The 13,722-nt window shown below is 67.7% G+C and carries 15 protein-coding genes and 2 pseudogenes; 7 read left to right on the plus strand and 10 right to left on the minus strand.

The window, feature by feature from the left end:
• Positions 1–128: 128 nt before the first annotated feature.
• Positions 129–353 (minus strand): annotated as a pseudogene (locus KZA10_RS00990) (PRC-barrel domain-containing protein); the annotation flags it as partial.
• A gap of 85 nt (positions 354–438) precedes the next feature.
• Here KZA10_RS00990 and KZA10_RS00995 point away from each other — a divergent pair.
• Complete coding sequence (locus KZA10_RS00995) at positions 439–921, plus strand: general stress protein (protein WP_256934221.1); 483 nt, start codon at positions 439–441, stop codon at positions 919–921.
• On the opposite strand, the gene KZA10_RS01000 is transcribed toward KZA10_RS00995, so the two are convergent.
• Positions 848–1,768, minus strand: coding sequence for a tyrosine-type recombinase/integrase (locus KZA10_RS01000; protein WP_218681937.1), 921 nt, complete (start codon positions 1,766–1,768; stop codon positions 848–850). The two genes, KZA10_RS00995 and KZA10_RS01000, sit on opposite strands and share 74 nt — an antisense overlap.
• Before the next feature lie 324 nt (positions 1,769–2,092).
• On the opposite strand from KZA10_RS01000, the gene KZA10_RS01005 reads away from it, so the two are divergent.
• Positions 2,093–2,641 carry a dihydrofolate reductase family protein gene (locus tag KZA10_RS01005; protein ID WP_218681938.1) on the plus strand — a complete coding sequence of 183 codons (549 nt, stop codon included), beginning with the start codon at positions 2,093–2,095 and terminating at the stop codon, positions 2,639–2,641.
• A gap of 87 nt (positions 2,642–2,728) precedes the next feature.
• Here KZA10_RS01005 and KZA10_RS01010 read toward each other — a convergent pair whose 3' ends face one another.
• The 7 genes from KZA10_RS01010 to KZA10_RS01040 all read right to left on the minus strand — a co-directional run bounded on the left by KZA10_RS01010 (position 2,729) and on the right by KZA10_RS01040 (position 8,697).
• On the minus strand, positions 2,729–3,955 hold the full coding sequence (locus KZA10_RS01010) for a Dyp-type peroxidase (protein WP_055867994.1): 1,227 nt from the start codon (positions 3,953–3,955) through the stop codon (positions 2,729–2,731).
• The gene (locus tag KZA10_RS01015; protein ID WP_218681939.1) at positions 3,955–4,488 is read right to left on the minus strand and encodes a copper chaperone PCu(A)C; all 534 of its coding nucleotides are present in this window, start codon (positions 4,486–4,488) and stop codon (positions 3,955–3,957) included. The genes KZA10_RS01010 and KZA10_RS01015 overlap by 1 nt, the downstream gene beginning before the upstream one ends.
• Positions 4,489–4,499: 11 nt before the next feature.
• Positions 4,500–5,117, minus strand: coding sequence for a copper resistance CopC family protein (locus KZA10_RS01020; protein ID WP_055868009.1), 618 nt, complete (start codon positions 5,115–5,117; stop codon positions 4,500–4,502).
• Between the two features lie 123 nt (positions 5,118–5,240).
• The gene (locus KZA10_RS01025) at positions 5,241–5,846 is read right to left on the minus strand and encodes a hypothetical protein (protein ID WP_141386771.1); all 606 of its coding nucleotides are present in this window, start codon (positions 5,844–5,846) and stop codon (positions 5,241–5,243) included.
• A 67-nt stretch (positions 5,847–5,913) separates the two neighbouring features.
• Positions 5,914–7,266, minus strand: coding sequence for a deoxyribodipyrimidine photo-lyase (locus KZA10_RS01030; RefSeq protein WP_141386770.1), 1,353 nt, complete (start codon positions 7,264–7,266; stop codon positions 5,914–5,916).
• Between the two features lie 39 nt (positions 7,267–7,305).
• On the minus strand, positions 7,306–7,719 hold the full coding sequence (locus KZA10_RS01035) for a hypothetical protein (RefSeq protein WP_055872466.1): 414 nt from the start codon (positions 7,717–7,719) through the stop codon (positions 7,306–7,308).
• Between the two features lie 63 nt (positions 7,720–7,782).
• Positions 7,783–8,697, minus strand: coding sequence for an alpha/beta fold hydrolase (locus tag KZA10_RS01040; RefSeq protein WP_256934224.1), 915 nt, complete (start codon positions 8,695–8,697; stop codon positions 7,783–7,785).
• Here KZA10_RS01040 and KZA10_RS18555 point away from each other — a divergent pair.
• From KZA10_RS18555 to KZA10_RS01060, 5 genes and pseudogenes are all read left to right on the plus strand, one after another.
• A pseudogene (locus KZA10_RS18555) lies at positions 8,659–8,790 on the plus strand (histidine kinase dimerization/phosphoacceptor domain-containing protein); the annotation flags it as partial. The gene KZA10_RS01040 and the pseudogene KZA10_RS18555 overlap by 39 nt on opposite strands.
• Before the next feature lie 15 nt (positions 8,791–8,805).
• On the plus strand, positions 8,806–9,273 hold the full coding sequence (locus KZA10_RS01045) for a sensor histidine kinase (RefSeq protein ID WP_270409218.1): 468 nt from the start codon (positions 8,806–8,808) through the stop codon (positions 9,271–9,273).
• Positions 9,270–9,953 (plus strand): response regulator transcription factor, encoded by a 684-nt coding sequence (locus tag KZA10_RS01050; protein WP_218681940.1) that lies wholly within the window; start codon positions 9,270–9,272, stop codon positions 9,951–9,953. Before KZA10_RS01045 ends, KZA10_RS01050 begins: the two co-directional genes overlap by 4 nt.
• Before the next feature lie 167 nt (positions 9,954–10,120).
• Entirely contained in the window at positions 10,121–12,046 is a 1,926-nt protein-coding gene (gene thrS, locus KZA10_RS01055; RefSeq protein ID WP_256934228.1) for a threonine--tRNA ligase, read from the plus strand.
• On the plus strand, positions 12,043–12,597 hold the full coding sequence (locus KZA10_RS01060; RefSeq protein WP_218681942.1) for an HIT domain-containing protein: 555 nt from the start codon (positions 12,043–12,045) through the stop codon (positions 12,595–12,597). Before thrS ends, KZA10_RS01060 begins: the two co-directional genes overlap by 4 nt.
• 70 nt (positions 12,598–12,667) lie before the next feature.
• Here KZA10_RS01060 and pdxY read toward each other — a convergent pair whose 3' ends face one another.
• Positions 12,668–13,519 (minus strand): pyridoxal kinase PdxY, encoded by an 852-nt coding sequence (gene pdxY / locus KZA10_RS01065; protein WP_218681943.1) that lies wholly within the window; start codon positions 13,517–13,519, stop codon positions 12,668–12,670.
• Positions 13,520–13,722 lie beyond the last annotated feature (203 nt).

Genomic DNA, 13,722 nt, shown 5'->3' on the forward strand with positions numbered 1-13,722 from the left:
ATCACCGTGACGATGGACATCGAGACTCCGCCGACCTATCGGGACGGCTCGGTCGTGGGGAGCGTCACCTGGACCGCGGGCCCGAACACCGTCACCGCCCGGGTCCAGATCAAAGGCAGCATCGACTTCAGACCCGTGCTGATGACCTGGCCGGCGCGGATCGAGGTGACGCGTCCGATGGAGAGGAACACCTGTCGGCGTCCCGGGATCTCCACGACCAGACCGATGACGCGGGGCGCTGCGGTACTTCGGTACACGACGACGACATCCCGGACCTTGCCGAGCCGGTCGCCGACGGGATCGAAGACGGCGCACCCGGCGAGGCGCGCGGCGAAAACCCGTTGTGTGCTCACTTCTCCAGAGTAGTCGGCGGCTCAGGTCTGCGGCGGGATGGTCGCGCCTCGGGCCGTCCGACGGTGCGCGTGGAAGAATAGCCGGATGAGCATGCTGAACCGGCCCGCGAGCGGCACAGACACCGGCGAGATCGTCGCGTCGATGCGCGACTACGAGAGCGCGCAGAAGACGGTCTCGAAGCTGATCGCCGGGGAGGTGCCCGCGCGCGACATCGCCATCGTCGGACAGAGCGTGCGCACCGTGGAGCGTGTGACCGGCAAGCTCGGCTATGCGGCCGCGGCGCGCTCCGGAGCGATCAACGGCGTGTTGATCGGTCTGTTCCTCGCCGCCATCCTCGTGCTGGGCAACCCCGAGGTTCCGATCCAGCTCTTCCTGGGCTTCGTCCTCATCGGCGTCGCGGTCGGCATGCTCCTGAGCCTCGTCACGTACGCGATCGTCCGTCGTCGCCGTGACTTCGCGAGCGTCACGCAGTTCGCGGCCGACCACTACGAGGTCACGGTCCTGTCCACATCGCTGGGCAAGGCCCGCCAGGTGCTCGGCGCCAACAACGTCGCCCCGGTGCAGTGAAGCGAAGCAGATGATCCCTGACCATCGGCATTAGATGAGGCGGGATCGCGACGCGGCGAATCCCGGCCTTGGTCTTCGGGGTCTTGACGACGAACTTGCCGCCGACCAGGACAACACCACGGGCAACGCGGATGATCCCTTCCTTGGTGTCGACGTCGCCGCGCCTGAGCTCTGCGAGTTCTCCGAAGCGGAGCGCACAGAATGCCGCGAGTTGGACTAGCAGCCGATACCGCTCCGGCATGGCATTGGTGAGCGTGACCAGCTCCTCCAGTGTCGCTGGGATCACCTCGTGCTGCCGGTCAACCGATCCCGCTCCTCGAATTCGCACGGGGTTCTCGATGATGTGCCCGTCCTCGTGCGCCGACTTCATGATCGTTCGCAGGAGGCTATAGGCCCGCGCCCGGTAGGTGTCGGCATTCGCGCGCTTCCGCTTTCTGTCCGACACCTCAGCCAGCGCCGCCAGACGCTTCTCGAATCCGTCGTACCAGCGCTCGACCTGCACCCGGTCGATTTCATGGAGCGGACGCCGGCCGAACTCGGGAAGAATCACTCGATCGAGCAGGTCTTGATAGCCCTCCCGTGTGCGCTCAGCGATCGGCTGGCCCTTCACCTTTCGCGACCGCAGCCACGCACTCGAGTAGTCCTCGAAGCGCATGGCGGTGGCTGATGCGCCGGGGGACACCCAGCGCCCCGACGAGATGTCGGCATAGACGATCTGAAGCCACTTCGTGCCGTCGCCTTTCGTCAGAAAGGACTTGCCGTAGCGCTTGCCGTTGGGTGCGCTGTAGCGTGCAAGCCACTTGCCAGAGGGCATCTTGTGAATCGTGCCGATCTTCGGCTGGGGCATGACAGAACTCCTCGCTAGGCAGCATCGAATGGCAGTCAGCGTGCTACCGCTGTGCTACCAGTTGGGGTTACATTCCGTTCCACTTGGTTCCACTCGGTTCCAAGACGGAATTACCCGGTCAGCTACTATTTTACGCGAGATTCCGCGGGATGTGTGGCGATACCTGATTCTCTTTCGATCCCAGTATCGCGCACAGATAGAAACCCCCGGTTCTCCGGGGGTTTTTTCGTGCCCGGAGTGCGACCGGGAGGATGCGATCCGTCTCGGCGGGGGTTACGGTGGGGCGATCCGCGAAGATGCGGACCCACGCCAAGGAGATCGATCATGGGATCGCTTCGATACTCGATCAACGTCACGCTCGACGGCTGCTGCGATCACGAGGCCGGCGCCGCGCCGGATGAGGAGTCGATGCGGTACTGGACCGCGGAGATGGAGCGCGCCGACGCCCTGCTCTTCGGCCGGGTGACCTACGAGATGATGGAATCCGCGTGGCGCAAGCCCGCGACGGGTGTGTGGCCGGACGGGATGAGCGCGTGGGAGATCCCCTTCGCCGAGGCCATCCACGGGGCGAAGAAGTACGTCGTGTCGAGCACGCTGAGCGAGGTCGACTGGAACGCGGAGCTTGTTCGCGGCGACCTCGAGCGTGCGGTTCGACGTCTCATCCTCGAGTCCCGCGGAACGGTGTGGGTGGGCGGCGTCACGCTTCCCGTGACGTTGGCCGACCTGGGATTGATCGACGAGTACGAGTTCGTCGTTCAGCCGGTGCTCGCCGGACACGGGCCCGCGCTCCTCTCCGGTCTGCGCGAGCGCATCCCTCTCGAGCTCATCGGCCGCCAGGAGTTCCGTTCCGGTTCGTTCGCCCTGCGATATTGACCCGTACGGGAACAGGTGCGGTGACGGCTCGTGCGCCGCGGGTGGGTGTCCGACCGTGCCCGGCCGTCGCCGAGCACGGTCGGAATCTCAGGCGAGGAGGGTCTCGCCGATGAATCCGCCCTCCGCGCACCCCGGCGGGATCGCGAAGACGGCCGACCCGATCGGAACCGTCCACTCGTTGAGCAGGTCGAGTTCATCGAGTCTGCGCTGCATCGGGACGAACTGCCGCTCGACATCGGCTTGGAACGAGACGAAGATCAGGCCGGATTCGGACACCTCGGTGCCGACCGGTCGCTCGTCGTAGTTGTACGCGCGGCGGAAGATGTGTTCCTTCCCCTCGCCGCGGGCGCGTCGGATATGTGCGAACGGCGCGATCACGGGGAAGCCGATCGCCGTCGTCGCCTCGAAGTCGGGTTCGTCGAACTCCTCGGTCCCGGTCAGCGGTGCACCGTTGGCGAGCGTCCTCCCCACGGATGCGTCGCGTCCGCTGCGGTCCAGTCGGTCCCACTTGTCGAGATCCATGCGGATGCGGCGGATCACCATCCCGGTGCCTCCGGCGAGCCATCCGTCTGCGCTCCACACGACCTCGTCGAACTGCTCCGTGCCCGGTTCCGGGTTGGTCGTGCCGTCCACCTGCCCGAAGAGGTTGCGCATCGTCGTGCCGGGGCGTTCCGTGCCATGGGCCCGGCGGAAGCCCTGCTGCGTCCACCGGATGCTCGCGAAGCCGCGGGCGTCCTTGAGGAGCATCCGCGTCGCGTGGGCGACGGTCAGCGGATCGTCTCCGGCGATCTGCACGAGAAGGTCGCCGTCCGAGAACTCGGGCCGTAGCTGATCCACCCTGAAAGCCGGAAGGGGAGCGAGCCAGGAGGGCCCCGCTCCGGCGGCTCGTGCGACGAGCCCTGGACCGAACCCGAAGGTGATCGTGAGCCGCGCCGGGGAGAGCGCGAGCTCCGGCTCGGAGTCGGCGAGGGCAGGCAGCCCCTGCGTCAGACGAGCCGCGTCATCCGTCAGGATGCGCATCAGGCGGGTGAGACCTTCTCGGTCGACATCCTCGCGGAGATCGAGGCCGAGGAAGATGCCGTGTGCCTGCGCTGCGGTATCGACACCGGCCTGGTGGACTCCGAAGAACGGCACTGTGAGCTCACCGTTCATCGGGGCGGAGACCGGTTTCGCTGCGCTCTCCTGGCGGTTCAGGGCGAGGTCCACTCCCACGGCCGCGACCGCGCCGACTCCGGCGACAGCGCCTCCGAGGAGGAACTGCCGCCGGGTCGACCCGGCGCGGCGGGAGCGGGCGCCCTCAAGGGGCGCCGACATCAGTGATCCATACCCTCGTGCTCTTCGCCGCCCTCGTAGTTCTCGTTCGCGCCGGAGTAGTCCTTGACGGGAGCGGTGAACTCATACGTGGAGTCGTCGGAGAACGTGAGAGTGAAGGTGACGTCACTGCCCGCGGTGAGAGGACCGGAGAGGCCCATCAGCATGATGTGGTTCGCTCCCGGCTCCAGGGCGAGCTTCCCGCCGGCGGGGATGACGAATCCGCCGTCCTTCTCGCGCATCACCATCTCGCCGGCCTCGTTCTCGACCGTCTCGTGCAGCTCGATCATGTCGGAGGCCTCGGACGTGACGGAGACGACCGTCACGTCGTCGTCACCGCTGTTGAGGAGGGTGCCGAAGGCGGCGGACATGCCCTCGTCCGCCGACTTCACCCAGGCATCCTCGATGGTGACGGTCTGGCCTGCCGGGCGGGAGGCGGACTCGGAGGTGCTGCTCTCCGGCGTGCAGCCGGTGAGCGCGAGCAGGGAGACCGCGATCACAGCGGCGAGGCGGGGGAGGTTCTTGGTGGTGTTCACAATGGTGCCTTTCACAGGTCATCTGCCGCGGATCCGCCGTCGTGCGGCGGAGCGGCTGCCGTCCGAGGACGACGAAGGAATCGAATGAGGACGAGGGCGAGGACGGCCACGGCCGCTCCGCCCGCGCCGATGAGCAGCACCCTGAGGGCGCTGCCCGAATCTGCTGCGGTCTGATCCGGTTGTTCTGCGGAGGCCGGAGGTGTCGCTGTCGAGCCGCCGGAGGTGGGGCTCTGCAGCGGTTCGGCGTCGCCGATCGTGAAGGGGATGACCCCGGCGATCGGATGACCGTCTTCCGACACGACCTGCCAGCGCACCTGGTAGCCGGCGGTCGGCATTCCCGGTTCGAGCGCGGCGGTGACCGTGCGCCCGGCGACTGTCGCATCGCCGGAGACCCAGTCCTTCCCCGACGCGTCCACGACCAGGACGACGGCCCCGGTCAGCGACTCATCGAGCACCAGGAGCTCGCCGGAGAACGTCATCGTGATGCTCTCCGGCGCTGCAGCCAACTGCTCATCGGCGGCAGGCGTGCTGGACATCAGTTGGTCGTGGGCGGACGCGGGCGTGGCGATCGCGAGGGTCGCGACCGTCGCCAACGCCAACCCGGCCGCAATCCTGCGGACAGGGGACATGGGAATGGCCTCTCATCAGACGTCGCGTGCGCGACGTTCATGCAAGCGTTCAGAACCCGCGCGCATCGATGGCGCACGGCGGTGACGCACCACAGGACCGGTCGGGCCGGTACAGGGCGCGGATCAGATCGCAGCGAAGAGAGGCGGAGCGCGACCCCTGAGGGTGGCGAGGAGGACGAGGCCTACGGCCCGCTCGAGATCGAACCGACCACGCAAGCCGCCGGCGACCGGGGCGACCGGAAGCACCAGGACATGATCGACACGGCGACGCAGCCAGCGGACCACCTGCACGGCGAGATCGCGGAGGGCGAGGACCAGGCGCTCGCCCCGATGAAGCGCGGCCACCGTCAGAAGTGCGGCGATCGCGTGTCCGAGCCACATGGACGCATCGGCGGTGACGGCCTCGGGGACACCGACCGTCGCCGGGATCACCAGGGGCGCCCCATGCACGTGCGGGGTGGCGACGCCGGACGGCGTGACGGTGCCGAGCACGAACAGCGTGTGGAACAGGAACTGGCTGACCGCGACGGAGATGCTCAATCGGATCAGCGACAGAGAACGACCGGCGAGCAGCACGCAGATCATGAACGAGAACACCCACGGCACGGCGATGCCGAGCGCTCCGGGCATCTGCCCGCCGCCCGAGACGTGACCTGCGAGAGCGACGAAGATCGCCAGTGACGAAGCAGCGAAGCCGCGGACGACGGCTGGCCTCCTGGATTCGGTCACGGCTCCAGTCTGGCATGGACGGCGTCGGCGACTCGATTCGCCCATCCGATCGTGGGTGCCGCTCTCGTCAGTCGCGTCCTGTGCGCGGTGCGCGCTTTACCTCCTCGTAGGCGGCGAGCGCGATCTTCCGCGTCTCGGCCAGGTCCACGATCGGCTCGGTGGGGGCGTCGGCGGCCCAGCGCGAGATGTAGAGGCTCTGCGGGTCGAACTTTTTCGCCTGGAGTTCGGGGTTGAACACGCGGAAGTAGGGCGCCGCATCGGCTCCGGAGCCGGCGACCCACTGCCAGTTGAAGGGGTTGTTGGCCTCGTCGGCGTCGACGAGCGTGTCCCAGAACCACTCTTCTCCCAGGCGCCAGTCGATGAGCAGGTTCTTCACGAGGAAGGATGCCACGACCATCCGGACCCGGTTGTGCATGTAGCCGGTGTGCCAGAGCTCACGCATGCCGGCATCCACGAGGGGAACGCCCGTCTCTCCGTGCTGCCACGCGTCGAGGTGGGCGGGGTTCAAGGGCGGCCAGGGGAAGGCGTCGAACTCCGGCCGCAGATTCTCGCTCGCGAGGTCGGGGGAGTGGTACAGCGTGTGCCAGGCGAACTCGCGCCAGCCCACCTCGGAGAGGAATCCACCGGCGCCGTCGACGCCGACCGCCTCGTGCCAGACCGTGAACGGGCTGATCTCTCCCCATCGGAGGTGGGGGGAGAGCAACGAGGTGGCCCCGGCTGACGGTTCGTCCCGCGCGCGATCGTATGAGGGGAGGTCATGCTCGAGGAAGTCCTTCAGCCGCTGTCGCGCGGCGGGTTCTCCCGGCTCCCACGTCTCGCGCAGCCCCTCGGCCCAGTCCGGGGTCGTGGGCAGGAGATTCCAGTCGTCGAGCGTGTCCGATGGCGGCATGTGTGTCGGGCCGGGGACCGACCGAGGCTCCGGCAGAGGGGAACGCGGCGCCGGCAGCGCGAGGCAGGCCCGCCAGAAGGGCGTGAACACCGAATAGTGCGTGCCGCTTCCGGTTCTGACCGTCCAGGGCTCGTGGAGAAGCGAGCCGGCGAAGGAGGCGACCTCGAGTCCATCGGCCCGGAGCGAGCTTTTCAGCGCCGAGTCGACTTCGCGCCCGGGACCCCCGTACCGGCGGTTCCAGAACACGGCGCCCGCTCCGACTTCGGTCACCGTTTCGCGGACGATGCGCTCTGCAGGGCCGCGTCGCAGCACGAGGGCGCCACCACGGTCGCGGAGACGCTCGTCGAGAGAGGCCAACGAGTGGTGCAGCCACCAGCGGGCTGCGCCACCGATGGCACGGATGCCCGGCGACTCCTCGTCGAACACGTACAGGGCGATGACCGGTTCTCCTCGGTCGATCGCTGCCCGCAGCGCGGGGTTGTCTGCGAGTCGGAGGTCATCGCGGAACCACACGATCGAGGGAGACGTCATGGGACCATTCTCCTGGAACGCGTGGTCATGGTTCGTCGCTCAGCCGCGACGGCGGTTACGACGACGAGGGGCCTCGCCGCTCGTCGACCACAGCGCCCACAGTACGAGGAGCGGCTGCAGGAAAAGCCTGCCGAAACGCCGGGCATCCGTATCGAGTCCCGGCGTCGAGCGCCGGGTCTGCCACTGGTGGATGTTCCCCGGCATCACGGCGACGAAGAACGCCGCGGTCGCCCAGCCGATGCGGCGGCGCTCCTTCGGCAGCGCGAGCAGTCCGGCGGCGAGCGCGACTTCGGCGGCACCGGATGCGATCACGATCGTGTCCTTGTCGAGCCTGGTGAGGCGCGTGGCCCAGTCCGGCACCACCACACGGAATCCCCGTGTGCTCAGGAAGTGGCCGACCCCGATCGCGCCGAGCGCGAGCGCCAGTATCCATCGTGCGACTGCTCTGTCCATCCGTTCACGCTACGTGATATTTGACTGCCCGCCACTCCCGCCGCCTCAATGCGCTGGGACACGTCACTGCGGGGCGGACATCCGCGTGCGCTCCCAGGAGCGGAACTCGTCGACGATCCTCGGCGTGTGGGTGTGATGGAGGTAGTGCTCTCCGTCGAGCGGCACGACCGTGCCGTCAGCGACCGCCTCGGCCTGCTCCTCGTGCAACCGCAGCCACGTGGGGACGGACGGGTTGTCGGCGACGACGAACAGCAGCAGGGGGAGGTCCTCGGGAAAGCTCGTGCCGAGTGCATCTTCGAAGTTCGCCGGAAGCAGAGACATCGCATTCAGGTAGGTGGGGCTCAACGTGTTCCGGTCGGTGAGCAGGGCGATCTGCTCCCGTGCCTTAGCGGAGTAGACGGATTCGTCGTAGCCCGTGCCACGGAAGGACGCGATGAGTAGGACCAGTCCGAGGCTCTTCGCGGCACTGAAGAGTCCGACCGGCAGCTCGGTGTCCGAGCCGGGCTGGCCGGGCACGCTGCTGTCGATGCCCACGAACGCCCTGACCTCATCGGGATAGCGGTTCGCGAACTGGATGCCGTAGATGCCGGCGATGGAGTGTCCCATCAGGACGTAGTCGTCGACGCCGAGCTCCTGCAGGGCGGCGTGCGTCTCCGTCACGATGTTGTCGGTGGTGCGGGCGCGGTCCGTGCCGTCGCTCAGCCCGTAGCCGAACGGCTCCACCACGATGACGCGATGATCCTGCGCCAGCTCGGCGACGAGCGGCTCGAAGTCGAGCACGGGCGATGCGGTGCCGAACCCCGGCAGGAGCACGATGTCCTCTGAACCCTCGCCGGTGCCAGGTCGCGACGCGAGTTCGTGCGCGCCATGACGGAACGAGCGGAACGCGCCGAGCAGGGGCGAGATACGGAAGCACGGCGTCGGGTCGCGGAGGAACGGGTGCGCATCGCCAGGGACCTCCACGACGTCGTCGCCCATCAGATCTCGGTCATCAGTCTCAATGCAGGCGTCGCGTCGTCCGCGTTGGAGGTCCGTCCGGAACGTGCGCGCGAGGCCCTGACGACCATCCGACGTTCCTCCCGTACCGTGCTCGCCGACATCGGCGGACTGATGGCGCTGCTGCGCTCCGACGATCCGGACGACGTGCGCGACCTGCGCCCGCAGGTCGGGCTGGCCGGTCTCGATGGGCTGGTCAGGCAGTTTCGCGAGGCGGGGCTCGACGTCGATCTGGACGACGATCTCGAACGGCCCGCCCTGTCGCCGGCCAGCGATCACGTCGCCTACCTCGTGGTTCTCGAAGGTCTGACGAATGCGCACAAGCATGGAGCGGACGGCTCGGCGCGCGTTCGTCTCCAGGCGGAGGACGATGCGCTCCGCCTCGTCGTCGTCAATCAGACGGCTGCGCAACCGGGCTCCGTGTCGGATGCCGGTGGCCACGGGCTGCGCGGGCTGCGTGAGCGGGTCGTCGCCGTCCGCGGAGACGTGCAGGCCGGCACCGCCGACGGCGCGTTCCGCCTGGAGGTTCGGATCCCGCTCGATGGAGGCGCACGATGATCCGGGTGCTCGTCGTCGATGACCAGCCGCTGGTGCGGCAGGCCGTCAGCGACATCCTCGCCGACGGCGGCATCGAGGTGGTCGGCGAGGCGGCGAACGGGCGGGAGGCGGTCTCCGCGGTGAGCCGATGGATGCCGGACGTCGTGGTGATGGACATCAGGATGCCGGAGCTCTACGGCATCGCCGCCACTGCGCAGATCATGAGCGCGCCGCTGACCACGACGCCGCGCGTGCTCATCCTGACGACCTTCGAGGAGGACGACTACGTCGTGGCCGCCCTCCGTGCCGGCGCCAGCGGGTTCATCGGCAAAGGTGCGGAGCCGGAGGACATCGTCGGTGCCGTGCGAGTGGTGCATCGCGGAGAGGCGCTCCTGTCATCGGCGTCGACGCGGTCGCTGATCGAACGCTCGGTGCTGCCACAGCATCCACGCGCCGAGGCCTGGAACAGCGAGCCGTTGCGCCAGCTCACGGAACGCGAACGGGAAGTGCTGCTCCTCGTGGCGGGTGGGGCTTCGAATCAGGACATCGCGGACGACCTCGTGATCTCACCGCACACGGCGAAGACCCACGTGAATCGCATCATGTCGAAGCTGCACGCGCGCGATCGGGCACAGCTCGTGATCGACGCCTACGAGTCGGGGATCGTGATCGCGTCGGGCGGAGCCGACCGTCGCGGCTGAACCCGCCGGAGCGCCACATCCGCGCCGGTGATCTTCACGCGGGTGGCGGTCAGGAGGGCCCAGCCGGGCGAGTAACCTGGTACCGACCCAGATGGAGAGTTTCTGTGCCTGAAAACGCCCGGCCGAATGACGGCTTCGCCCTGTTCACTGACCGAAACGTCGTCGCGATGCGCGTCAACGGCGATCTCAAGGATCTCGCCACGACCGTGACCGACACCGACGTGATCGAGCCGGTCACGATCGACAGCGCGGACGGGCTGAACATTCTCCGTCACTCCGCTGCCCACGTGCTGGCTCAGGCCGTGCAGCGCATCAATCCGCAGGCGAACCTCGGCATCGGTCCGCCCATCACCGACGGGTTCTACTACGACTTCGGCGTCGAGACCCCGTTCACGCCCGAGGACATCAAGGCCATCAGCAAGGAGATGCAGCGCATCATCCGCGAGGGCCAGCGCTTCGTCCGCCGTGTCGTCACCGACGAGGAGGCTCGCGCCGAGCTCGCGAACGAGCCGTTCAAGCTCGAGCTCATCGGGCTCAAGGGCGCCCAGGAGGCCGCCGAGGGCGCGTCCGTCGAGGTCGGCGAGGGTGAGCTGACGATCTACGACAACACCACCCGCGACGGCGAGGTCGTCTGGAAGGACCTCTGCCGCGGTCCGCACCTGCCGAACACGCGCATGATCGGCAACGGCTGGGACCTCACCCGCATCGCCGCCGCCTACTGGCGCGGCAGTGAGAAGAACCCGCAGCTGCAGCGCATATACGGCACGGCCTGGCCGACCAAGGAAGAGCTGCGCGCCTATCAGGAGCGCATCGCCGAGGCGGAGCGCCGAGACCACCGCAAGCTCGGTGCCGAGATGGACCTGTTCTCCTTCCCGGACAAGATCGGCTCCGGACTCGCGGTGTTCCACCCCAAGGGCGGCATCATCCGCTACGAGATCGAGGAGAACCTGCGCAAGCACCTGCTGCGCAACGGGTACGACCTCGTGAACAGCCCGCACATCACGAAGAAGGATCTCTTCATGACGTCGGGTCACCTGCAGACCTATGCGGACGGCATGTTCCCGCCGATGCACCTCGACGAGGTCGTCGATGAGGAGGGCAACGTCACCCGGCAGGGGCAGGACTACTACCTGAAGCCGATGAACTGCCCGTTCCACAACCTCATCTTCCGTTCGCGCGGGCGCTCCTACCGTGAGCTGCCGCTGCGACTGGCCGAGTTCGGCACGGTCTACCGCTACGAGAAGAGCGGCACGCTGTCCGGTCTGACCCGCGTGCGCGGCCTGACGCAGGACGACGCGCACATCTACGTCGCTCAGGACCAGGTCAAGGAAGAGCTCACCACCAACCTGAACCTCGTCCTCGACCTGCTCCGCGACTACGGACTCAACGACTTCTACCTCGAGCTGTCGACGAACGAAGAGGGTAACCCGAAGTTCCTCGGCGAGCCGGAACAGTGGTCGACGGCGATCGAGACGCTGCGTGAGGTCGCGATCGAGTCCGGGCTCGAACTGGTCGCCGACCCCGGGGGAGCGGCCTTCTACGGTCCGAAGATCTCCGTGCAGGCGCGTGACGCGATCGGCCGCACCTGGCAGATGTCCACCATCCAGCTCGACTTCAACCAGCCGGACCGGTTCGAACTGGAGTACACCGGTCCCGACGGCCAGAAGCACCGGCCGGTCATGATCCACCGTGCACTCCTCGGCTCCGTCGAGCGATTCTTCGCGATCCTCCTCGAGCACTACGCCGGCGACTTCCCTCTGTGGCTCGCACCCAGCCAGGTGGTGGGTGTTCCGGTCGCTGAGCAGTACGGCGACTATCTGGACGACGTCATCGCGCAGCTGCGGGCGGCGGGGGTCCGGGCCGATGTCGACCACTCGGACGACCGCATGCAGAAGAAGATCCGCACCCACACGACCGCGAAGGTCCCCGTCATCCTCATCGTCGGGGAGCAGGATCGTGCCGCGGGCACCGTGTCGTTCCGCTTCCGCGACGGCACGCAGGAGAACGGCGTCCCGGTCGAGGATGCGGTGCGTCGTATCGGCGCCGCCATCGCATCCCACGCGCTCGTGCTGAAGGCAGGGGATCTGGCGTGACCGACGGGGCGCAGCCGCTGGAGGATGCCGGAGTACTCGCAGGAGTCCCGGACGAGTTCCAGCGGCTGTGGACCCCGCACCGGATGGCGTACATCCAGGCGGGGCCCGAGCCGCTTCGCGACGAGTGCCCGTTCTGTGAGGCGCCGAAGTTCCCGGATGCCGAGCGGCTGGTCGTCGCCCGGGGAGAGACGGCCTACGTGCTGCTGAACCTCTTCCCCTACAACTCGGGACATCTGCTCGTCTGCCCCTACCGCCACATAGCCATGTACGACCAGGCGACGGCTGAGGAGGTCGCCGAGATCGGCGCGCTGACGCAGACGGCCATGCGGGTGCTGCGTGAGGTGTCACGCTGTGACGGCTTCAACCTCGGGATGAACCAGGGGGCGGTGGCCGGAGCGGGCGTCGACGCCCATCTGCATCAGCACGTGGTACCGCGCTGGACGTCGGATGCGAACTTCTTCCCGATCATCGCGAAGACCAAGGCGCTTCCGCAGCTCCTCGGCGAGGTGCGCGAGGCCGTCGCGGCGGCCTGGCCGGAATCCGGCAGCTGAGACCGACAGCCTCGCTCGCCCGCTCGACAAACCGGGGTGGTCGAGCGAGCGGTGAGCGAGACGACGGGATTCAGCGCACCTGACGTGCCGTGAACTGCATCCGCGGGTGGGCGTAGAACTCCTGGGCCTCGACGAGCTGCAGTTCGCGCTCACCGGATTCGAGCGTCGCCTTGAGCAGGTCGTACACACTGGACGCCGTGCGCTCGAGGGCGATCTTCGCGCTTCCGGTCTCGACGTAGTGTGCGGTGAACAACGCTGCGGTCACATCGCCGGAGCCGTTCGCCTTCATCGGCAGGCGCGGGGTCTGCACGACCCACGCGCCCTCGTCGTCGGCGGCGAGCATCTCGATCGTGCCCTCTTCGCGGTCGGGGCGTTCGACACTGGTCACGAGCACGGTGCGCGGACCCATGGCGCGTGCGAGATCGACAGAGGCGAGGGTGGACTCCAGCGTGTCCGGCTCGGTGTCGGTGAGGAAGCCGAGTTCGAACTGGTTCGGCGTGATGATGTCGGCCACCGGGACGACGCGCTCCCGCAGCAGCACCGGGATGGCGGGTGCGACGAAGCAGCCGGACTTCGCGTTGCCCATGACGGGATCGCACGCGTAGACGGCGTTCGGGTTCGCGGCCTTGACCCGTGCGACGGCGTCGATGATCACGTCGCCGATGCCCTCACCACCCTGGTATCCGCTGAGGACGGCGTCGATCCGGTCGAACACGCCGCGCTCCTCGATTCCCGTGATGACCTCGCGCACGTCGTCGGGCGCGATCAGCGGGCCGCGCCAGGCGCCGTAGCCGGTGTGATTGGAGAAGGTCACGGTGTAGACCGGGAGCACCTCGACGCCGATGCGCTGCAGCGGGAACACGGCAGCGGAGTTGCCGACGTGCCCGTAGGCCACGGCTGACTGGATGGAGAGGATCTTCATTCTCCGACTCTTTCGTTCAGGGCGGGCCGATACCCGCCGTGGATGGTCATCGCCCCGCGGCGACGAGATCTGCGACCAAGGACTCGGCCTCGTCGTCGGAGAGGTCGTGCACGGTCAGGCGCAGGTGGTGCGAGGGCTCCGCCTTCTCGTCGAGGGCGAAGTCGTCACCGGTGCGGGCGAGCCACCCGCGCCGCATGAGCCGG

The sequence above is a fragment of the Microbacterium sp. BF1 genome, from assembly GCF_019279095.1.
GTDB lineage: Bacteria > Actinomycetota > Actinomycetes > Actinomycetales > Microbacteriaceae > Microbacterium > Microbacterium maritypicum.